Below are 20770 nucleotides of genomic sequence, written 5' to 3'. Positions count from 1 at the left end.
TTACAGTTCTAAGTTTTCGGTTGATTATTTTCTCAACTTACTGTCAAGATAAAACTTAATGAACCTTAATCTCTCAATGGTTTAAAATAGTGTTATAGAATGTCTACAATTCAAAACGCTTTCCTTGTTCTGGGAATAGGAGCTGTAAACCTAAATCATTTTGTTTTTGCAATTGCTCTTGGATTTTCAGAATATTCTGGGTTGGAGGTTTTAAATGAGTAATGATAATTTTGCAATTTTTCAAGGTCTCATTTCCGGTCAATCCGCTGAGTACATGGAGTTCTTTCATTAGATGATTGGGAGTTAAATGACCAAATAATGAGGAGTCCAGTTGTTCATTCGGAAACGAAACTTCAATAAAAATCCCTCTTAATTGTTTGTTTTGAATCAAAGGAGTGATGGTTTGCCATAAAAGATTTAGTTTGTCACTTTTTTCTACCGAATCAGGGCCGGTGTCACCTAAATACAGAACGTAGTCATTTCCGTTTTGAATTAAAAAAGCAGTACTTTCAAAAGGGTTTCCGTGACTTAACGCAAACGCTTTTACGGTCATTGTGGTATTGGTGATTTTGGTTTCTTCTCCAACAACAAGAGTCTGAAAATGGTATTTCTTTAATTTAAAGCCCAGACCTTCGTCACCAAAATTAGCCCACGCCTCTCCGTTAAAATAATGGTTTTCCATTGTCTCCATGCATTTTTTGGTGGCATAAACCGTTTTAGAAGAATCTGCTGGCGAGTTAATGATTAACCCCGAAACATGATCCAGATGGGCATGAGAAATAAAATAGCCTTTAATGTATTTTCTTAAAACTTCGCCTGGTGAAACGTTAAAGACTTTATTAGTTATCGCTTTCTCAATTCCAGAATTTATGGTTCCCGCATCGAGACAGATATAATCATGAGTGTGAATGGGTGCAACCAAATAGGCCGAAAGATTTTTTTCGTCAATTCCACCTCTAACTCCCAGTGGGACTACTTCAAAGGCAGTATTTTGTTTTTGCTGAGCAAACAACTGGATAGTTATCAAAAGCAAACCAATAAGGTATCGATTAATGGTATTCATAGTCAAAAGGGTATTATTTTAAATTGTATTTCAGATTATAAAAATACTTTGTTCTTTTTTACTGAATTCTTTTTTTTATAAAAAAGAACAGCAACCCGTCAAAAAAGTATAAATTTACTCGCTTTTTTAATATGCGTCTGTATGTTTTTGAATCTTAATTGTCTATCCGTACTTTGATTTTAACATCTCTAGTGTTTCTAATTAAGCTTAAAATAATATCTTTACACAAAAATATAACAAATTTAACCAAAATAGTTACAATGATAACAATAGCAGAACAATTCGGGATGAAAGAGGCATTAGCGCAATTGGGAGTTAAAGCCATAAACGAAGGGACTTCAACAGGTATTAACCATTTTTCAAATGGAGAAATACTGGACAGTCATTCACCAGTAGACGGAAAGCTAATCGCTTCTGTAAAAATGAGTACAGCTGCCGATTACGAAAAAGTAATGCAAACGGCAACCGAAGCTTTTAAAACATTCAGATTGATGCCAGCACCACAACGTGGAGAAATTGTACGTCAGTTTGGGGATAAATTGCGTAAAAATAAAGAGGCTTTAGGAAAATTGGTTTCTTACGAAATGGGGAAATCATTGCAAGAAGGATATGGAGAAGTTCAGGAGATGATAGACATCTGTGATTTCGCAGTGGGATTATCTCGTCAATTGCACGGATTGACGATGCATTCTGAGCGTCCTGGACATAGAATGTATGAGCAATACCATCCGCTAGGAGTTGTTGGAATCATTTCAGCCTTCAATTTCCCGGTAGCTGTTTGGGCATGGAATACCGCTTTAGCATGGATTTGTGGAGATGTTTGTGTTTGGAAACCATCAGAGAAAACACCTTTGTGTGGAGTTGCCTGTCAAAACATTATTGCTGAGGTGATTAAAGAAAACAACCTTCCAGAAGGTATTTCTTGTTTGATTAACGGAGATTATACAATAGGTCAATTAATGACTGCCGATAAGCGTGTCCCTTTGATTTCTGCTACAGGTTCTACTCGTATGGGGAAAATCGTGGCGCAAGATGTTGCGGGTCGTTTGGGAAGATCATTATTGGAGTTAGGTGGAAACAATGCTATCATTGTAACGCCAGATGCCGACATCAAAATGACTGTCATTGGTGCTGTTTTTGGAGCGGTAGGGACTGCTGGACAAAGATGTACTTCGACTCGTCGTTTGATTATTCACGAAAGTGTTTATGACAAAGTAAAAGATGCTGTAGTGGCTGCTTACGGGCAATTGCGAATTGGAAATCCATTAGACGAAAACAATCATGTTGGACCACTAATTGATACTCATGCAGTTGAAATGTATGCCAATGCTTTGACAAAAGTAGTAGCCGAAGGAGGAAAAATTCTTGTTGAAGGTGGTGTACTTTCTGGAGAAGGGTACGAAAGTGGTTGTTATGTAAAACCAGCAATTGCTGAGGCACAAAATTCATTCGAAATTGTACAACACGAAACTTTTGCTCCAGTTTTATATTTAATCAAATATTCAGGAACAGTAGAGAATGCAATCGATGTTCAAAACGGAGTAGCCCAAGGATTATCATCAGCGATTATGACCAACAATTTACGTGAAGCCGAACATTTCTTATCTGTAGTAGGATCGGATTGTGGAATTGCCAATGTAAACATCGGAACTTCTGGAGCCGAAATTGGTGGTGCTTTTGGTGGAGAAAAAGAAACGGGTGGAGGTAGAGAATCAGGTTCTGATGCTTGGAAAGTCTACATGCGTCGTCAAACCAATACAATCAATTATACTACAAGTTTGCCTTTGGCACAAGGAATCAAATTTGATTTGTAAGTAATTTTAAGGCATAAAAAAAGTGGCTTGTTTTAGTTAACAAGCCACTTTTTATTTGAGATTTAAGGTTTAATCTAAATTAAATGAAGCGCCTATGCTAAAGGTAACTTGATTGTTTAAATGATCGAATACTTCTTTATCATCGCTGTATTTTGCAATTGGGAAGCCAAGTTCAGTAAAAACACCAAAACCTTCAGTAAAAAAGTAACGGCCACCAAGATGACCTCCAAAATTGTGTAATCCTAAGCTCAAACCTGGATAGATATCTAATTGTTCTACACCAATTACACTGCTTAAATTAGCATTAATTCTAAATTTCGCATCAACACGATCTTCAAATTCTGGTTTTACGTTAGCATAAGTGTTTTCTCCATAGATACCTGAAAACTCATCTACTCCTAATAAATAAGTGGCCACAAATCCATAAGAGAAATTTTCGCCAAGGCCAAAATCTGCGGAAGCTTGAATCCCAGACCCTCCATCTTGAATGTTTGCTCCAACATTAAATTTAGCATCTCCTTTTCCCTTAAAAGCCTGTTGTGCATTTGTTAAACCAAAAGACGCCAAAAACACAAGTGTAATAATTTTTTTCATAAAATAAATAGGTAATAATTTTCGGCAAAGATAGTATTTTGATTTAATTGCGTCCTTTTTCATTAGGATATAAACTAGGTAAGGGTTCGCTTTGCCAAAATTCTTTGGTATCGGCATCGATAATTGTCAAAGGGCCTTTGAATGCGGCACCAGTATCGATGTTCCAAACATTGGCCATTTGTACCGGAATTGTTGCTCCTATACGTGAAACAGGGGTGTGTCCAATGTATATTTCGTTGTATTGAATGAACCTTTTTGGATACAATAGATGAGAGGGTTTCATACTTTTGTCTAATGCCAATGCGGTTTCCCAAAGTGTTCTGTCCCAGTAAAATAATTTAGGGAAATACTCAAAATTAACCCCGTTCATATTGGTGAAACCTGCATGAATAAACAATCTGTTTTGCTCGTCCAAATAATAATTTTCTAAAGATTTCAGGAATTTAATATGCCTTTGTTTGGTCTCGGAAGATACGGTTTCATAAGCCAAAACGGTTGCTTCACCGCCATGGTTATACCACAACAAATTGTCTTTGCTTTCGCTGAGCCATTCCTCTAACAATTCATCATGATTACCCCGAATGCAAATGATATCGTGAGTAGTTTTCATTTCAATCAAAAAATCGATCACTTGTGGGGATTGACTCCACCCGTCTACATAATCGCCCAAGAATATGAGTTTATCTTTTGGGGTTACCTTGGCTCTTTCCAGAATTTGATGTAAAGCCCGTAAACCACCATGTATGTCACCAATTACTAATGTTCTCATGTAATTCATTCTGAAATTGTTCTTTTACAAAAATAGGAGAAAAGAAGTGTTGTTTTTTTATTTTTTTACCTTTTGAGATAATCAACTTTGATTTTAGGTAAAACAGATTAATTTTAGAAACTGATCATTCTTGTTTTCTAAACTACTAGAAAAAGAAGGGTTTTTAAATTACAATTTTTTAATGCCTTCTTTTAATCTTTATAATTATTTATTAAACGTATTGAATATCAATTAATTAAATTTTTTTCTTAAATAAAATTGATTATTTTTGACTTTCAAAATATCACTAAATTTAGTGATTGTATGTTGTAAGAAAGTATTGTAATTTTACTAAAAATTTATAAAATGAATGCATTACTCACCTTAATATTACTAATGACTAATTTTGCTTGTCAAGTAATTAATGATGTTGTTATTTGGATAACAGGTTTGTTTAGCTAATCGTGATAAAACGACTCTCAAAAAGCAAACTTACTGCACATCATATTTCATTTTTCTTAGAATTCGTAGGGCTTCTTTAAACGAAAGATAGGCTTGCGTATACGGTTTCAATAGCGGTTTGGCATCAATCAGTTTTTGTTTGGCCTCGTCAAAACCGTTAAGGTAACAAATCATAAAAGTAGAGGGTAAATTTTCTAAATCTTTGAGTTCCCGTTCCGATAATTTAATGTCTTTTTGGAGTTTGTAGAGCAAAGAGATATTCGAATTATAAATATGGTACAACATTTTCCTGTTGAATTCCGGCGGTTCAAAAAGTATTTTTCGATCAATCTTATAGTATCCATTGTCATGAAAATGAATCGTTTGTTGTTCTAATGGGTAGTAACTGGTTTTGTCATTCAGCCCTAAAGGGACATACTCAATAATGGTAAAAGTATCCTCGTCATACGTAATCTCCACCACATCTTGAGCCGAATAAAACAATTTGATTTGCTCGTTGATTAATTCAATATCCACTCTGGATAAATAGGTTTTATGTCGATTTCTTTTGGCGATCCCAGCCCAACAAATAACAAATAATTCTTTAAAAACTTTGTATTTTGGAGCCATGTCCTTGTGGCGAAAATTCATAAAATCAATAACGCCATCAAGAGTGTATTCGATACTGTTTCTCGAACTGTTTTCGATATCAATTACGGTTTCGGTATTCTGATAATTTTTATCTACTTCGCCCTCAATTGGCATCGTATTGCTGCCCCGACGTATAAAAACACTATTAGCGGGAATAGTGTGAATTCCTTTTTTAAAATAAGAAGTTTTGCTCTTGGGTTTTATGGTTACGAGCCCAATAACTTTGTCCTTTGGTAAATTAGGAAAAGGTACGTTTTCGTATTGAATTTTGGGGGGATGTTCCAGAAAAGCATTTACTAAATTCTGAATCCTGCTATCATCAAAAAAATCATCTCCCACGATAGTATTATTCTCGTCTTCAACACCAACTACTATATAGGAATTATTGGTAGGATTCGAATTGGATAATGCACAAATATGCTTTAAAAATTTTGCTTTACCTTCTCTGGAATGCAAATTTAACTGTCGTTTTTTATCATAAAAACTACTCTCATCGTTGTGAGCGAGCAGGTTTTTGATAAGAAGACGCTTGTTAATCATTTTATTGTATTTAATAACCTTTCGGAACGTGTTAAATATTTGTAAATCAGATTTTTAATTGTTAACTTGGTGTGTTTTTTTAATCAATTCTATAAAAAAAGACGAACAACATCATTTTAGAAATTGGACCAAACCGATAAACTAAAATATAAAAAGTATTTGTTTAATTTAATTCTTTAAATATATGAAAAATATTAAAATTCCTGCGTTTATTTTTTCTGTAATCATATTCGCAACTTTGTGTTTTATGGCTTGTGACAGCAATGATGATTCGGATTCTATGACCAACCAAACCTCAAAAATGGCAGTGAGATTGACAGATGCTCCAGGGGATTATGACGAGGTGAATTTGGAAGTGATTGATGTTTTGATTAAAAGCAACGAAAACAGCGATGACAATGGATGGATAAGTATAGGGACCATAGAGCCTACTCCGTATGATTTGATGGATTTGACCGGCGGAGTCAGTGTTTTAATTGCCGATACGTGGGTTCCTTCTGGTTACTTGGGTCAAATTCGATTATTGCTAGGCGAAAACAATACCGTGGTGGTAGATGGAGTTGAACATCCGTTGAAAACGCCAAGCGCTCAACAATCTGGTTTGAAACTCAAAGTGAATCAAACTTTGGAACCCGGTATGTCTTATGATTTTACGTTGGATTTTGATGTTGACAAATCGATTGTAAAAGCTGGAAATTCGGGGATTTACAACCTTCATCCAGTTATAAAAGTCTTTGCCACATTAAGCCTGGGAGGGATAAAAGGAACGGTTACCCCAACAGGTTTTCAAGTGAAGGCATCGGTAATGGCGGGTGATACCGAGTTTTCGGCTTATGCCAATGAATTGGGTGTTTTTCAGATTAAAGGGATTCCCGCAGGAACATATGCCGTAACATTAACGCCAGATCCCACATCGGATTATCTTGTAGCAACGGTTCCAGATATTGTAGTGAAGGACGGAATGATTACCGACATAGGTAGTATTGTTTTGGCATCAAAAAAATAGGATTAATCAGGAAATGATACTATCTATATTTTCTAAATAGCCCAATAGTAAGTGGTATAATGCCGATATGGTATGAAAACAGTCCAATTTTTATTGGATTATATTGAATACATAATCGGTATGACATACAAACAGCCCCGAATTGAGGCTGTTTTTTTATTGTGAATACCATGCTAATTACGCCTAAGGTACCGGATTTCCTGTACTCGCTATCCAAAGCGCAAACCAATCCTGCAATTCCATTTCGAAGGTGGTGGCTTGCATTAAATTGGCAATTCTAGTTTTGTCGGAAGTCCCGCAAACCGGTAAAATTCCAGCGGGATGTTTCAATATCCAAGCCAATAAAATAACATCATCTGCCACATTGTATTTTAACGAAAGTGCTGTCGCTAGCTTTTTTATGCGTTGCGATTGTTCATCGTCTTTTCTAAAAACGGTTCCTAAAGGAGACCAACACATAGGTGTAATCTGGTTGGTTTGCATGTGGTCTAAACTGCCGTCTAGCATTGGATCCAGATGCGTGATCGAAAATTCGATTTGGTTGTAATTGATTTTGGTTTTTGTTTGAATCAAATCGGTCTGGCTGGGTGTAAAATTCGATACACCAAAATCTAAAATCTTCCCTTCGGTTTTTAATTTTTCTACAGCTTCCTTAATTTCATCGGCTTGCATCAACGGACTTGGCCTATGCAACAGTAAAAGATCCAAATAATCGGTTTGTAAATTTTGCAAGGATTGTTCAACAGACCAAATGATGTAGGACTTCGAATATTCATAATGTCCAACTATGTTTTGGCTTCTGTTTTTGTTTTTATGTTGAATGCCGCACTTTGAAATCAACTGTATTTTTTGTCTGTCAATTTTGCTTTCGCTAAAGGCATTTCCAAAAGCAGTTTCAGTAGTATATGCCCCATAAATATCGGCATGGTCAAAGGTCGAAATGCCGCTTTCGAGACAAGAATTCATCAGGTCAATCATCTGATTTTTGTCTAGGTTTTTACCCCAAATTCCCCATGTCATGGTGCCAGCAATTATCTTAGAAAAAGTTGTTTTTGTCATGTTTTTATTTTAATGTTTATTCAAAAAATCCAACGTCAATTCTGCGCCATTTATTGGGCAACAGCCCCTAATGATTTGGGGGTTAAAGTTGTGATTTTGATGGTTATTGTATTGAGTTCTTAAAAATAGGCAAATTGTATCACAATTCGAGCTTAAAATTAGGGGATTGTCCGAAGTTTTAACCATTTTTTAACACCTTACTTCTAAAAAAAAAATGAATTTGCACCATCAAACGAAAGTTATAAAAATTAAGGGTATAAAAATACAAATATGGAAGAGAATACAACGACTTTAGACATTAGAGCAATCAATGAAAAAATCGAAAGAGAAAGTGCTTTTATAGACCTTCTCACCATGGAAATGAACAAAGTTATTGTTGGACAAAAACACATGGTCGAACGATTATTAATCGGACTTTTGGGTCAAGGACATATTTTGTTGGAAGGTGTTCCGGGATTGGCAAAAACATTAGCCATAAATACACTTTCACAAGCCATTCAAGGTTCTTTTAGTAGAATCCAGTTTACTCCAGATTTATTGCCTGCCGATGTTGTAGGAACCATGATTTATAATATTAAGCAGAATGAGTTCTCTATCAAAAAAGGACCAATTTTTGCTAATTTCGTCCTTGCCGATGAGATCAACCGTGCGCCTGCCAAAGTGCAATCGGCATTATTGGAGGCGATGCAGGAAAAACAAGTCACCATTGGTGATACCACTTTCAAGTTAGATCGACCATTTTTAGTTTTGGCTACTCAAAACCCTATAGAACAAGAAGGAACTTACCAATTGCCAGAAGCACAAGTCGATCGTTTTATGTTGAAAACCGTTATCGATTATCCAAAGATGGAAGACGAGCGTTTGGTGATTCGTCAAAATCTTAAAGGAAGCTATGACAAGGTAAACCCGGTAGTTTCTGTAGAACAAATTTTACGTGCTCAAGAAGCAGTTCGTGAAGTCTACATGGATGAAAAAATAGAGAAATACATACTAGATATTATTTTCGCCACTCGTTACCCTGAGAAATATAAATTGGCCGAATTGAAACCTTTAATCAGTTTTGGAGCTTCTCCTCGTGGAAGTATTAACCTTGCTACCGCTGCAAAATGTTATGCTTTTATCAAACGTCGTGGGTATGTTATTCCAGAAGATGTTCGTGCTGTAGTACATGATATTTTACGCCATAGAATTGGTATTACTTATGAAGCCGAAGCCGAAAACATTACCTCGGTAGACATCATCAATAAAATCATAAACGAAATCGAAGTACCATAAAGGAAGTGTTCAGTGTTCAGTTTTTTAGTATTCAGTCTAGGTCGTTTCAAAAAGGGTTGTTGTAAAATGATTTTAATGTAAAAGACTTTGGAGAATAAGCTTAAAATAAAAAACTGACTGGATTCAATTTACTGAATACTTATTACTGATCACTAAAAAACTGAACACTGAACACTGTTCAATGGTCACTAAAGAAAAATGGATACAAAAGAGCTTTTAAAAAAAGTACGTAAAATAGAAATCAAGACCCGAAGATTGAGCGATCATATCTTTTCGGGGGAATATCATACTTCGTTCAAAGGACGTGGAATGACTTTCAGTGAAGTGCGTCAATATCAATTTGGCGACGACATACGTGCCATCGATTGGAATGTAACCGCTCGCTACAACGAAGCACATGTCAAAGTTTTTGAGGAAGAAAGAGAATTGACCATGATGTTAATGGTTGATATTTCGGGTTCAGAAAGTTTTGGTTCCAAAAGCCAATTCAAGAAAGAAATTGTTACTGAAATTGCTGCAACCATGGCATTCTCGGCCACTCAAAACAATGACAAAATTGGATTGATCTTGTTTTCGGATCAAATCGAATTGTATATCCCGCCTAAAAAAGGGAGATCACACGTATTGCGTATCATTCGTGAACTAATAGAATTTCATCCCAAGAGTTACAAAACAGATATCGCTCAAGCTTTGAAGTTTTTGTCGGGTACCCAAAAAAAGAAAGCTATCGTTTTTGTTATTTCCGATTTCATGTCGGGAGATTATGAGCAAACCTTAAAAATAGCTTCCAAGAAACACGATATCACCGGGATTCGAGTGTATGACATTAGAGAAGAAAAAATGCCAAATTTAGGAATGGTTTCGATGATCGATGCAGAGACCGGCAAAACAGAATTGATTAATACGGCTTCAAAATCGGTTCGAATGAATTATGAAAAATACTATCATGATAATGTGAATTATTTTATTGAAACCTTTAGAAAATCGGGTTCTGGTGTCGTAAATACTAGAGTTGACGAAAGTTATGTTACCAAATTATTAGGCTATTTTAAATCAAGATAAGACAAACCTAGCCCTGTCAGGGTTCAAAACCCTGACAGGGCTGATGGGTTAATTAGATAAAAAATGAAAATTAAACTTTACCTACTATTACTGCTGATTTCGACTTCTATTTTTGCACAGCAAAAAGTAGTTACCAGTATCGATACTACAAAAAATAAAATTGGAGCTGAGTTTAAATTGACTTTAAAAACTTCGGTGGATACTTTGTCTAAAGTGGTTTTTCCAAAACTAAAAAACATTGGAGCGCTAGAAGTAATTCAGTCGTATCCGATTGACACCATCAAAAAAGACGACCGATACGAATTAATCAAAAAGTATGGTTTGACTCAATTTGATTCGGGGAAATATACGATTCCAAGCATCAAAATTCTGATCAATGATAAAGCGTTTTTGACCGATTCCATAAAAGTTGAGGTAGCCAATGTTCAAGTAGATACATTAAGACAAAAAATGTATGACATTAAAGACATTGTAAAAGCCCAAGACTCATTAGGTGATTGGTGGAAATATCTTTTGGGAATCTTGTTGATTTTAGGAATTGGAGCTTTCGTTTATTGGTATACTAAAATTCGTCAGAAGAAAAAAATTGAAGAAGAAGTTTATAAAACACCAATTGAAAAAGCGACCAGTTTACTCAATACTTTAGAGAAAAAAGAACTTTGGCAACATGGTGAAATAAAAGCGTATTATAGTGAATTGACGGATATTGCTAGAAATTATATCGAGGAAGCGATAGAAATTCCAGCAATGGAAAGCACCACTTCTGAATTGATCGCGGGACTTAAGGCGGCATCATTAAAAAAGAAAATGAAGCTTTCTCAAGAAACGATAGAAAATTTATTCACGGTTTTGAAACAAGCGGATTTAGTAAAATTTGCCAAATCGAAACCTTTAGAATTTGAAATTACCGAAGATAGAAATAGAATTCAAAAAACGATTTTAACGCTGGACGAAGCCATTCCGGTTGAAGTTCCGATTGAAGAAGACACTATTTTGAATGAAGCGCAAAAGCAAAAACAAATCAAAATTTTGCTTAGAAAAAAGAGAAGCCAACGTATTGTCGTTTCGGTTTTATCCGTTTTTCTTTTAGTATCTACCATAACAATCTACTTCATGGCTACCAAAGGATATAATTATGTAGTAGATAATGTGCTGGGGCATCCTACTAAAGAGTTGTTAGAAGGTGAATGGGTAAAAAGTGAATACGGAAATCCTGGCGTTATTGTAGAAACGCCAAAAGTGTTGAAACGAATAGACTTGACAAAAACATTGCCAAAAGACGGGATGGCCTTGATAAAAGAGATGCAGTCTTTTGGCTACGGTAGCCTCTTGGATAATTTTTACATTATGGTCTCTACCATTAAATATAAAAAAGAGGGAGCATTAGATTTGTCTAAATCGATCGAAAGTTCTTTGCAGGTTTTAGAATCACAAGGGGCTCAAAATATGATTGTGAAACAAGAAGATTTTCAAACCAATGCAGGAATCACAGGGAAGAAGGGATACGGAACTTTTACAAGAATAGATGGAAATAGCCAAAGCAGTTCTAAAATTTACTATGAAATTTTACTTTTTGGACAAGAGGGAGGGTTGCAACAAATTATGATGCTGCACGAAGAAGGAGATCGATATGCAAATGAATTATCAGCCCGTATTATGAATTCTGTAGAACTTAAATCAGCGAATAACTAATGGAAAAAATAACCTTTTTAAATCCAGAATTTTTTTGGTTGTTTCTTCTGATTCCAATTGGACTTGCTCTGATATTTTGGAGAAGAGACCAACAAACGGCCTCCTTGCAGATTAGTTCTCTTCAAGGGTTCAAGGGCACAAGTTCTTTATTGGCCAAGCTAGAACCACTATTGAATATAATTCGTCTATTGGCATTGTCTTCTCTAATTGTGGCTATGGCAAGACCTAGAACGGTTGATGTAAGCAATAAAACCAAAACTACAAAAGGGATTGATATTGTTATGGCAATCGATGTTTCGGGAAGTATGTTGGCAAGAGATTTAAAACCGGATCGAATGCAAGCCCTTAAGAAAATAGCGGCAGGTTTTGTGGATGAGAGACCCAATGACAGAATAGGGCTTGTGGTATATGCCTCTGAAGCGTATACCAAAACACCTGTAACTAGTGATAAAGCCATTATTCAAGATGCGATTCGAAGTATAAAATACGATAATATTTTAGTGGACGGAACCGGAATTGGAATGGGACTGGCCACTGCCGTAAACCGTCTTAAAGATAGTAAAGCCAAAAGTAAAGTAATTATTTTGATGACAGATGGGGTGAATAACGCTGGATTTATTGAGCCTGATACAGCTTCCGATATCGCGCAACAATACGGCATAAAAGTATATACTATAGGAATAGGAACCAACGGAATGGCTGAATTCCCGTATGCAATTGCACCCAATGGACAATTTTTATTTCAAATGATGAAAGTGGAAATTGATGAAAAGTTGATGCAGAGTATTGCCAGAAAAACTGGCGGAAAATATTTTAGAGCGACCAGTAATTACAAATTAGCTCAAATCTATGATGAAATTAATAAACTGGAGACTACTGAAGTCGAAGAACTAAAATTCTATGATTATGACGAAAAATACAGACCTTTTGTTTTACTGGCTGGTTTTCTGTTATTGTTAGAATTAGGATTGCGAAATACGATATATAGAAGTTTTATATAGGATTTTCGATTTTTGATTTTCGATTTTTGATTTAAGATGTCAAAAAATCAAAAATCAGCAATCGTTAATCTAAAATCACAAATCAAATGGAATTAGACGAACGCAACTATTTATACCTTCTTTTTTTACTGCCCATTCTGGTGGTAATTTTTCTAATTAATTTATATTGGAAAAGAAAAAAGCAACGCGAATTTGGGGATTTGGAATTACTAAAGAGACTAAGTCCGGAACGCTCTGTGTTTAAACCTGTTTTAAAATTGACCGTAATGCTTTTGGCCTTGGCTGCTTTGATTATTGGACTGGTAAATCCTAAAATCGGAACCAAGGTAGAAACCGTAAAGCGTGAAGGTATTGACATTGTGTTTGCAATGGATGTGTCCAAAAGTATGCTTGCTGAGGACGTAGCACCCAGCCGATTGGAAAAAAGCAAACAAATCGTTTCTCAAATCATCAATCAATTGGGGAGTGATAGAATAGGAATCGTGGTTTATGCCGGTAGCGCATTTCCAGTGCTTCCCATAACGACGGATTATGGTGTTGCCAAAATGTTTTTGCAAAGTGTTAACCCTGAAATGGTTTCCTCACAAGGGACCTCTCTTGATGAAGCGATAAAATTATCGGCAACTTATTTTGCCGAAAAAAGTAAGACTAGCAAATTGTTGATTATGATTTCGGATGGGGAAGATCATTCCGAAGGTGCCGAAGCTGCTGCAGAAGATGCCAAGAAACTAGGAATGAAAATCATTACCATTGGACTGGGAACCGAGAAAGGAGCAACAATTCCTTTAAAAAAGAACGGAATTGTTGAGAGTTACCAAAGGGACAATAACGGAGAGGTTGTTATAACCAAATTAAATCCAAATAGTTTGGCAACCATTGCAAAAATTACGGGTGGCGGTTACATCAATGGAAACAACACAAAGGAAGTGCTGGAATACATAAAAGGGGTATTAGATAAAATTCAAAAAACCGAATTTGAAGCCACCGAAATGGCCGATTTTCAATCGCAATTTCAATGGTTTTTAGGAATTGGATTCGTCTTGTTATTTCTGGATATTTTCTTTTTGGAAAGAAAAACGAGATGGGTGAAAAAGTTGAATTTATTTAATGAAAATAAATAAAGGTAATAAGATCTTAGTAAACCAAAAGAGCAACTCTTAGAATACTTTGAAACTTACATCAAAATATAAAATGAAAAATAGAATTATACACTTACTGTTGCTTTTTACTTTTGTTGTCAATGCACAACAGAAAGACAAAGTGTTGCCTAAAGCGAATGAGGAATATGTAGAAAAGAATTTTGTGGAGGCGGAAGCCAATTATAGAATATCTAAATCTAAATTCCCTAATAGAACCGTTGCATCTTATAATTTAGGGAACTCAATTTACAAACAAAATCAGTTTTCAGAATCTAAATATGCGTATGCAAATGCATTAAAAAACGTAAAAACAAGAACCCAAAAACATAAGGCTTTCCATAATTTAGGCAATGTTTTTATGAAAGAGAAGGATTATACCCAAGCGGTAGAAGCCTATAAAAATGCCCTGCGCAACAACCCCGAGGATGAAGAGACGCGTTACAATTATGCATTGGCTAAAAAAATGCTAAAAGATAATCCTCCTCCAAAAGACGATAAAAAGAAGGATAAGGACAAAGACAAGGATAAGGACAAGGATAAAAAAGACGATAAGGATAAAGATAAAAAGGACGACAAAAAGAAAGACGACAAGAAAGACGATAAAAAGGACGGAGATAAGGACAAGAAAGACGAAAAACCCAAAGACGATGGTCAGCCTAAACCAAAACCTGGGGATATCCCAAAACAACGATTAGAAAATCTTTTGGATGCCGTAAACAACGAAGAAAAGAAAGTTCAAGATAAAGTAAATGCCAATAAAGCAAAAGGTTCTCCTGCAAAAACGGAGAAGGATTGGTAAGAATATAAAGGGTTTAAAATTGTTTAAAGTTTAAATTGTTTAAATCCGTTTCGATAATCTAAAAGCTATGAATCTATTATTTTAAACAAAAAAACCTGTAAATAAACCAGTTAACAAATGTATAAAAAGTGTTTTTTTAGAAGAACTAAGGTTGTTAGTGTGAACTCAATTCTATAATTGCTAAACTTTTAAACCCTTAAACAATTTAAACTCTTTTAAACAATTAAAATATTAAAACAAGTAATGAAAAGATATTTAATTCTATTACTAATCAGTTTTCAAGGACTTTTAGCCCAAGTGCAATTTGAGGCTAGAGTAAGCAAAACAACGCTTGGACTCAACGAAAGACTCCGCATCGATTTTGTAATGAATATTGATGGGGATAATTTTGTTCAACCTTCTTTTGATGGGTTTCGAATTATTGCAGGACCAAGCCAACAAGTAAGCCAATCCTGGATTAACGGGAGAAGTACTTTCGAGAAAAGTTATTCTTATTTTCTGTTACCCAATCAAAAAGGGACTTTGGTGATCAAACAGGCAGCCATAGAGTACAATGGACAGATTTATAAAACATCACCTATAAAAATAAATGTAACTGCAGCAACAGAACAGCCTCGTGATCCTAACGATTCACAAGTTTCGGCCGATGATAATTTATATTTAGTTGCAGATATTTCGAATACTAATCCTTATGTCAATCAGCCTATTACGGTAGTTTATAAATTGTATTTTAGTTTTAATATCGGAATTACTAAATGGGACGAACTTGGGAAACCCAAATACAATGATTTTTGGAGTCAAAACATTGATATCAAACAATTGGTAGCCGAAGAAGGAATGTTTAAAGGCGAGCGGTACCGCTATGTAGTATTGCGTAAGACGGTTTTATATCCTCAAAAATCAGGAAAGTTAGTCATCGAACCTTTGTCGCTCGATATTGATGTGCAATTGCCAACCAATCGCAGGGATATGTTCGGGCGTGTCATCATAACCGATGGCAATAAAAGGGTTTCGGCTGGAGCCAAAACTATTTATGTAAAAGCATTGCCGGAAGCAGGAAAACCATTGGATTTTTCGGGTGCTGTGGGTAGATTTGATTTTAAAGCAATACCTTCAAAAACAATGTTAAAAAACGGAGAAAGTCTGGATTTAGTTTTAAGCGTAACTGGAACAGGAAATCTTAAACTATTTACTTTGCCTAAGCCTGAAGTACCTAATGCATTAGAAATGTATGATGCCGTTCACAGCGAAAAAATAAATACGCCACTTTCTGGGATGAACGGAAAAATCTCAGACTCCTACACCATTATACCACAATACAAAGGTGATTATGTCATTAAACCGATGCATTTTTCCTATTTTGACTTAGGATCAGGCACCTATAAAACAATTAGTTCTTCCGAAATAAAAATTAATGTTCTTGATGGACCTATGCAAACTGCTGAGGCGCCTGCAACCGCCAGTACAGGAAAAAATAAAATTACAGGGGTAGAACAGTTTAAATTTATTAATCTAAAAACAGAACTTACTGCTAGCAATGAACCCGCTTTTTTTGGTTCTAATACGTTCTATACTTTGTTGTTTTTACCGTTTTTAATGCTTCCGCTAATTGTGTTATTCAAAAAGAAAAAAGAAGCAATTGATGGTGATGTTTTTGGAAACAGAGTCAAAATGAACAATAAATTGGTCAAGAAATATTTATCGGAAGCCAAAAAGCAAATCAGCAATAAAGAGCCTTTCTATGTGGCCTTAGAAAAAGCAATGCACAATTTCTTGAAAGCTAAGCTGCATATCGAAACTTCGGAAATGAGTAAAGACAACATCCAGGAATTATTGTTGTCGAAAAAAGCAAATCCCGAAGTGGTCAATAGTTTTATAGCACTTACCGAAAATTGTGAGATCGCCAGATATGCGCCTTCGTCTAGTGCAACGATACAACATGATTTTGACAAAGCGGTAACCATTATTTCCGAATTAGAAAAGCAGATATAATTCTAGACTTTAGATTTAAGAATTCAGATTTTAGAATTATCGAATGACAATTTATATTTAATTAAATGAAAAATATTTTTTACATACTATTATTCATCTCGCAAGTTTTCTTTGCCCAAAGCGGGTTCGAGAAAGGAAATGATTTGTACCAAAAAGGGAAGTATGATTTGGCCGCCAAAGCGTATGAATCGGTTTTGGCAGAAAACAAAGAATCTGCTGAATTGTATTTTAATCTAGGGAATTGTTATTATAAATTGCAACAAACGGCTCCGGCGATTTATAACTATGAGAAAGCTTTGGTTTTGGACCCTGCGAACGCAGCCGTTTTAAACAATATAAAATTTGCGCAAAAGCAAACCATAGACGAAATCAAAGTAGTGCCAAAAGTAGGTTTTGCAAAGCTACTCCGTGATTTTACGGGTATTTACCCTTTCGATACTTGGGCTTGGATAACCATTGCTTTTGCTTTCGTGTTCTTATTGTTCTTTATAGGTTATTATTATTCTCAAACAGTAGCCTTAAAAAGGATTTTCTTTGTCGGAATGTTTGTCATTGTATTGTTTATTCTAATGAGTATTTCGGCTGCCTTTTTTGAGAAAAGCCATTTTGACGACGAAAAACCAGCTATCGTTTTTGCCGCATCAGCAGAGGTAAGAAGCGAGCCCCAAAAAGCGAGTGCTTCTATTTTTATGCTCCACGAAGGTACCAAAGTCTATGTAGAAGAAACGCTAGAAAACTGGAAAAAAATTCAACTGACTGATGGAACCGAGGGTTGGATTGACAGTAAAGCAATTAAGGAAGTGAAAGAGTAGTGTTCAGTGGTCAGTTTTTTAGTGTTCAGTTGTGATACTAAATAAAACCGTCCAGTTCTTTCAATTTTTCGAGAGTCAAAAAACAATAGCCCATGGTTTAAACCATGGGCTATTGTTTTTTGAGGATCCATTTGGCTAATTAGGCTCGAAAACAGAAAATCTCAAAGGAGCTAAAAACTGAACACTAAAAAACTGACCACTGAATACTAATTATTTCTTCGCTTTATCATACCATTTCTCAATAGACGGAAAAATAAATCCAGCTACTTTTTGAATCGGATTAAAGAATAGGGATTTATCAAGTGTTTCCTTTTTGGCTAGATAATTATGGTAGTTCATTTTTTCGAAAATAGTGAGAAACACACTGATGATCAAAACGGTTTTCAATACTCTGAAAAAACCACCGCCAAGACTGTTTATCCAACCTAGAAAAGCAAAGTCGGCAATACTAGTCAGGAATTTACCCAACCAATAAATTCCAACAACCACGACGATAAAAGTCAGGATAAAAGCAATTACCTGAATGGTGTATGGATTCCAATGCAATCCCGATAAAATGTTTTTCATCACATCCGAAAATTTTATGGCAATATAAATTCCCAAAATAAGAGAAAGCAAGGATGCCAATTCTACAAAAAGTCCATTTCGGATTCCTTTATAGAACGAATAACACAATAGTCCACCTAAAACAATATCCAGAAAGCTCATTTTTTTATTTTAAAATTTGAAAAGGCAAAGATAAAAGAATTGTTCGGTACCATTGTCAATTTTCAAGTTCTTATCTTTGCGTAAATAATTTGATTATTCTTTTTTGAAAATTTGCAATATAAATCTGCAATCAAAAATCGTTAATCTACAATCAAAAATCAAAATGTCAAGAGACACACAATTAAAAGAACGCTGGGAAAAGCTTGTCGATATACTTTCTAATCAATTCTCTCAAGGGGAAGATCTAGATCTGGACGCCATAATTTATTTAATCGGCGTACAGGAACTGGGAAAAGTACATCGTGAATACAAAAAAGACGAAAAACTCAATTTGATGCACATAGCAATATGTCGATTATTGGAGCCTTACGGATTCTACGAATTTGAATTTTTTGACGAGGACGGCTGGCCACATTACAAAGTAAAAGAAGAATTACCGCCTTTGAAAGCTGGAGAACAATCGGTATTGATGAAAGAAGCAATTGTTAATTATTTTCTGGAAAGAGAATTGATAGATTGATGATTTCAGATTGTAGACTAATGATTTTAGATTTTGGCGTGTAAACTTTAAACTTTAAACCTAAAACTTGAAACAAATTTCCTAAATTTGCACTCTCAATTATAGAATGAAAATGATAGACAAGATAAAAGAATATATTGGCGAAGCACAAGCTTTTTCCACACAAGACACAGCAGAATTAGAGGCTTTTAGAATAAAATTCCTTGGAAGCAAAGGGTTATTGAAGGACCTTTTTGTTGAATTCAAAAATGTACCCAACGACCAAAAAAAGGAATTTGGACAAGTGATCAATTTGCTTAAAACTTCTGCCGAAGATAAAGTAAAAACAATCCAGGAAGCCTTAGTAAGCAAAGAAGAAACCAAGGGGTTTTATGGGGATTTAACCCGTACTGCAGAACCAGCTATCATTGGTTCCCGTCATCCTATATCCATCGTGAAAAATCAAATAATCGACATTTTTTCGACTATTGGCTTCAACGTTTCCGAAGGACCGGAAATCGAAGACGATTGGCATAATTTCACTGCTTTGAACCTGCCGGAATACCATCCGGCACGCGATATGCAAGATACTTTTTTCATACAATCCAATCCAGATATTTTGTTGCGTACGCATACTTCATCTGTGCAGGTACGTTACATGGAGAACAATAAACCGCCTATCAGAACCATTTCTCCGGGAAGGGTTTTCCGTAATGAAGCCGTTTCTTCGCGTTCACACTGTATCTTTCACCAGGTAGAAGGATTGTATATTGACAAGGATGTGTCGTTTGCCGACTTGAAACAGACCCTTTTGTACTTTACCAAAGAGATGTTCGGTAAATCAAAAATTCGTTTGCGCCCTTCCTATTTTCCATTTACAGAACCAAGCGCCGAAATTGATATTTATTGGGGTTTAAAAACCGAAACAGATTATCGTATTACTAAAGGAACCGGTTGGTTAGAAATTGGAGGTTGCGGTATGGTAGATCCAAATGTTTTAAAAAATTGCAGCATCAACCCAGAGGAATACACTGGTTTTGCCTTTGGAATGGGAATCGAAAGAATAGCGATGTTATTGTATCAAATTGGCGACATCCGTATGTTTTATGAAAATGACGTACGTTTCTTAGAGCAATTTAAATCTAGCATATAAAGATTTAAGATTTTTGATTAACGTCCCGATAGCTATCGGGATTGATTTCAGATATCATAATCAAGGGAAGGAGCTATTTCCAGCTGTCCACAATATCTTTTATGCCGAACACCGGCATAAAAGGATATTTGCTCCCATCTGGGCTAGGGCATTCCGTAATCAAGATCTTTAGTTTAGTACAACAATAAATAAAAATTTAAGATTAAGGGTTTTCAATTTCAGAAGTTTAAATCTGCAATCAAAAATCGTTAATCATCAATCAAAAATCAAATGAAATCTGATATCACCATCCCCGAAGTAGAAAACGTATTCCTTGCTGCCGTTCAAGAATGGAGCGACGATTTTATGGAAAAAGTGTGGTATGCTTACTTAATAAATGATAGCGATTTTCAATTAGACAGTGTTATGGTGGTTTCCAAAGCTTTTGGAACCATTGACGGTGAAATGAAAAAAACATCTCTTTTGCGTCACGCTTTCGTGGAAATCCCAGCCGTTTCGGTGGTTAAAATCGAAATGATTGTGAAAAGTGTATTGGCACTCAACAATGAGTTTACGGTAACGTATTTCATTGGAAATACATTATACGACAAAAAGTTTATTTTTAAAGCCAATAGCGTCAATGAAACTGCGGTTGAAGAAGTACCGATTTTGTTTGTTGACGGAGTGATGGTAAAATAAATATTCAGTTCCCGATAATTATCGGGACAGTTTTTTAGTATTCA

19 protein-coding genes are annotated in these 20770 nt (G+C 35.4%); 13 read left to right on the top strand and 6 right to left on the bottom strand.

All coding sequences use genetic code 11. The features are described from left to right. Nucleotides 1–103: 103 nt before the first annotated feature. Nucleotides 104–1063 carry an MBL fold metallo-hydrolase gene (locus DB891_RS01260; protein ID WP_116759779.1) on the bottom strand — a complete coding sequence of 320 codons (960 nt, stop codon included), beginning with the start codon at nt 1061–1063 and terminating at the stop codon, nt 104–106. Nucleotides 1064–1323: 260 nt separating this feature from the next. On the opposite strand from DB891_RS01260, the gene amaB reads away from it, so the two are divergent. Further along, nucleotides 1324–2877 carry an L-piperidine-6-carboxylate dehydrogenase gene (gene amaB / locus DB891_RS01255; protein WP_116759777.1) on the top strand — a complete coding sequence of 518 codons (1554 nt, stop codon included), beginning with the start codon at nt 1324–1326 and terminating at the stop codon, nt 2875–2877. Nucleotides 2878–2946: 69 nt separating this feature from the next. Here amaB and DB891_RS01250 read toward each other — a convergent pair whose 3' ends face one another. The 3 genes from DB891_RS01250 to DB891_RS01240 all read right to left on the bottom strand — a co-directional run bounded on the left by DB891_RS01250 (nt 2947) and on the right by DB891_RS01240 (nt 5851). Continuing rightward, the gene (locus tag DB891_RS01250) at nt 2947–3471 is read right to left on the bottom strand and encodes a DUF6646 family protein (protein ID WP_116759775.1); all 525 of its coding nucleotides are present in this window, start codon (nt 3469–3471) and stop codon (nt 2947–2949) included. A 43-nt stretch (nt 3472–3514) separates the two neighbouring features. Beyond that, on the bottom strand, nt 3515–4240 hold the full coding sequence (locus DB891_RS01245; protein WP_116760322.1) for a metallophosphoesterase family protein: 726 nt from the start codon (nt 4238–4240) through the stop codon (nt 3515–3517). Between the two features lie 471 nt (nt 4241–4711). Beyond that, nucleotides 4712–5851: an ATP-binding protein gene (locus DB891_RS01240; RefSeq protein ID WP_116759773.1), complete on the bottom strand. Its 1140-nt coding sequence runs from the start codon at nt 5849–5851 to the stop codon at nt 4712–4714. A 184-nt stretch (nt 5852–6035) separates the two neighbouring features. Between DB891_RS01240 and DB891_RS01235 the strand changes: the two genes are divergently transcribed. Then, nucleotides 6036–6857, top strand: a complete 822-nt coding sequence (locus DB891_RS01235; protein ID WP_223256019.1) for a DUF4382 domain-containing protein — start codon at nt 6036–6038, stop codon at nt 6855–6857. 183 nt (nt 6858–7040) lie between these two features. Here DB891_RS01235 and DB891_RS01230 read toward each other — a convergent pair whose 3' ends face one another. Next, complete coding sequence (locus DB891_RS01230) at nt 7041–7916, bottom strand: aldo/keto reductase (RefSeq protein ID WP_116759771.1); 876 nt, start codon at nt 7914–7916, stop codon at nt 7041–7043. 270 nt (nt 7917–8186) lie between these two features. Here DB891_RS01230 and DB891_RS01225 point away from each other — a divergent pair, with 270 nt between their 5' ends. The 8 genes from DB891_RS01225 (at nt 8187) to DB891_RS01190 (ending at nt 17688) form a co-directional block, all read left to right on the top strand. After that, complete coding sequence (locus tag DB891_RS01225) at nt 8187–9191, top strand: AAA family ATPase (protein ID WP_116759769.1); 1005 nt, start codon at nt 8187–8189, stop codon at nt 9189–9191. A 198-nt stretch (nt 9192–9389) separates the two neighbouring features. Beyond that, nucleotides 9390–10253, top strand: coding sequence for a DUF58 domain-containing protein (locus tag DB891_RS01220; RefSeq protein ID WP_116759767.1), 864 nt, complete (start codon nt 9390–9392; stop codon nt 10251–10253). 63 nt (nt 10254–10316) lie between these two features. Further along, on the top strand, nt 10317–11945 hold the full coding sequence (locus tag DB891_RS01215; protein WP_116759765.1) for a phenylalanine--tRNA ligase subunit alpha: 1629 nt from the start codon (nt 10317–10319) through the stop codon (nt 11943–11945). Beyond that, the gene (locus DB891_RS01210; protein ID WP_116759763.1) at nt 11945–12946 is read left to right on the top strand and encodes a vWA domain-containing protein; all 1002 of its coding nucleotides are present in this window, start codon (nt 11945–11947) and stop codon (nt 12944–12946) included. The genes DB891_RS01215 and DB891_RS01210 overlap by 1 nt, the downstream gene beginning before the upstream one ends. 86 nt (nt 12947–13032) lie before the next feature. Then, the gene (locus DB891_RS01205) at nt 13033–14067 is read left to right on the top strand and encodes a vWA domain-containing protein (protein WP_116759761.1); all 1035 of its coding nucleotides are present in this window, start codon (nt 13033–13035) and stop codon (nt 14065–14067) included. 70 nt (nt 14068–14137) lie between these two features. Beyond that, nucleotides 14138–14884 carry a tetratricopeptide repeat protein gene (locus DB891_RS01200; RefSeq protein ID WP_116759759.1) on the top strand — a complete coding sequence of 249 codons (747 nt, stop codon included), beginning with the start codon at nt 14138–14140 and terminating at the stop codon, nt 14882–14884. Nucleotides 14885–15127: 243 nt separating this feature from the next. Beyond that, nucleotides 15128–16876: a BatD family protein gene (locus DB891_RS01195; protein ID WP_116759757.1), complete on the top strand. Its 1749-nt coding sequence runs from the start codon at nt 15128–15130 to the stop codon at nt 16874–16876. 65 nt (nt 16877–16941) lie between these two features. Then, complete coding sequence (locus DB891_RS01190) at nt 16942–17688, top strand: tetratricopeptide repeat protein (protein ID WP_116759755.1); 747 nt, start codon at nt 16942–16944, stop codon at nt 17686–17688. 210 nt (nt 17689–17898) lie between these two features. On the opposite strand, the gene DB891_RS01185 is transcribed toward DB891_RS01190, so the two are convergent. After that, entirely contained in the window at nt 17899–18396 is a 498-nt protein-coding gene (locus DB891_RS01185; protein WP_116759753.1) for a CvpA family protein, read from the bottom strand. Nucleotides 18397–18559: 163 nt separating this feature from the next. Between DB891_RS01185 and DB891_RS01180 the strand changes: the two genes are divergently transcribed. The 3 genes from DB891_RS01180 (at nt 18560) to DB891_RS01170 (ending at nt 20726) form a co-directional block, all read left to right on the top strand. Then, nucleotides 18560–18916 carry a hypothetical protein gene (locus DB891_RS01180; RefSeq protein WP_116759751.1) on the top strand — a complete coding sequence of 119 codons (357 nt, stop codon included), beginning with the start codon at nt 18560–18562 and terminating at the stop codon, nt 18914–18916. Between the two features lie 112 nt (nt 18917–19028). Continuing rightward, the gene (gene pheS, locus DB891_RS01175; protein WP_116760318.1) at nt 19029–20048 is read left to right on the top strand and encodes a phenylalanine--tRNA ligase subunit alpha; all 1020 of its coding nucleotides are present in this window, start codon (nt 19029–19031) and stop codon (nt 20046–20048) included. A gap of 270 nt (nt 20049–20318) precedes the next feature. Then, nucleotides 20319–20726, top strand: coding sequence for a hypothetical protein (locus DB891_RS01170; protein WP_116759749.1), 408 nt, complete (start codon nt 20319–20321; stop codon nt 20724–20726). The last annotated feature ends 44 nt before the right edge of the window (nt 20727–20770 follow it).

Origin of the sequence: Flavobacterium laiguense (assembly GCF_003097655.1) — a bacterium.
Classification (GTDB): Bacteria; Bacteroidota; Bacteroidia; order Flavobacteriales; family Flavobacteriaceae; genus Flavobacterium; species Flavobacterium laiguense.
Note: the sequence above shows the minus strand (reverse complement) of the source record. Positions and strands in the feature narration are given on the sequence as shown.

Bases quoted from the DNA above. Each gene is read 5' to 3' on its own strand.
- DB891_RS01260 (WP_116759779.1), bottom strand. From the start codon at position 1,063: ATGAATACCATTAATCGATACCTTATTGGTTTGCTTTTGATAACTATC.
- amaB (WP_116759777.1), top strand. From the start codon at position 1,324: ATGATAACAATAGCAGAACAATTCGGGATGAAAGAGGCATTAGCGCAA.
- DB891_RS01250 (WP_116759775.1), bottom strand. From the start codon at position 3,471: ATGAAAAAAATTATTACACTTGTGTTTTTGGCGTCTTTTGGTTTAACA.
- DB891_RS01245 (WP_116760322.1), bottom strand. From the start codon at position 4,240: ATGAGAACATTAGTAATTGGTGACATACATGGTGGTTTACGGGCTTTA.
- DB891_RS01240 (WP_116759773.1), bottom strand. From the start codon at position 5,851: ATGATTAACAAGCGTCTTCTTATCAAAAACCTGCTCGCTCACAACGAT.
- DB891_RS01235 (WP_223256019.1), top strand. From the start codon at position 6,036: ATGAAAAATATTAAAATTCCTGCGTTTATTTTTTCTGTAATCATATTC.
- DB891_RS01230 (WP_116759771.1), bottom strand. From the start codon at position 7,916: ATGACAAAAACAACTTTTTCTAAGATAATTGCTGGCACCATGACATGG.
- DB891_RS01225 (WP_116759769.1), top strand. From the start codon at position 8,187: ATGGAAGAGAATACAACGACTTTAGACATTAGAGCAATCAATGAAAAA.
- DB891_RS01220 (WP_116759767.1), top strand. From the start codon at position 9,390: ATGGATACAAAAGAGCTTTTAAAAAAAGTACGTAAAATAGAAATCAAG.
- DB891_RS01215 (WP_116759765.1), top strand. From the start codon at position 10,317: ATGAAAATTAAACTTTACCTACTATTACTGCTGATTTCGACTTCTATT.
- DB891_RS01210 (WP_116759763.1), top strand. From the start codon at position 11,945: ATGGAAAAAATAACCTTTTTAAATCCAGAATTTTTTTGGTTGTTTCTT.
- DB891_RS01205 (WP_116759761.1), top strand. From the start codon at position 13,033: ATGGAATTAGACGAACGCAACTATTTATACCTTCTTTTTTTACTGCCC.
- DB891_RS01200 (WP_116759759.1), top strand. From the start codon at position 14,138: ATGAAAAATAGAATTATACACTTACTGTTGCTTTTTACTTTTGTTGTC.
- DB891_RS01195 (WP_116759757.1), top strand. From the start codon at position 15,128: ATGAAAAGATATTTAATTCTATTACTAATCAGTTTTCAAGGACTTTTA.
- DB891_RS01190 (WP_116759755.1), top strand. From the start codon at position 16,942: ATGAAAAATATTTTTTACATACTATTATTCATCTCGCAAGTTTTCTTT.
- DB891_RS01185 (WP_116759753.1), bottom strand. From the start codon at position 18,396: ATGAGCTTTCTGGATATTGTTTTAGGTGGACTATTGTGTTATTCGTTC.
- DB891_RS01180 (WP_116759751.1), top strand. From the start codon at position 18,560: ATGTCAAGAGACACACAATTAAAAGAACGCTGGGAAAAGCTTGTCGAT.
- pheS (WP_116760318.1), top strand. From the start codon at position 19,029: ATGATAGACAAGATAAAAGAATATATTGGCGAAGCACAAGCTTTTTCC.
- DB891_RS01170 (WP_116759749.1), top strand. From the start codon at position 20,319: ATGAAATCTGATATCACCATCCCCGAAGTAGAAAACGTATTCCTTGCT.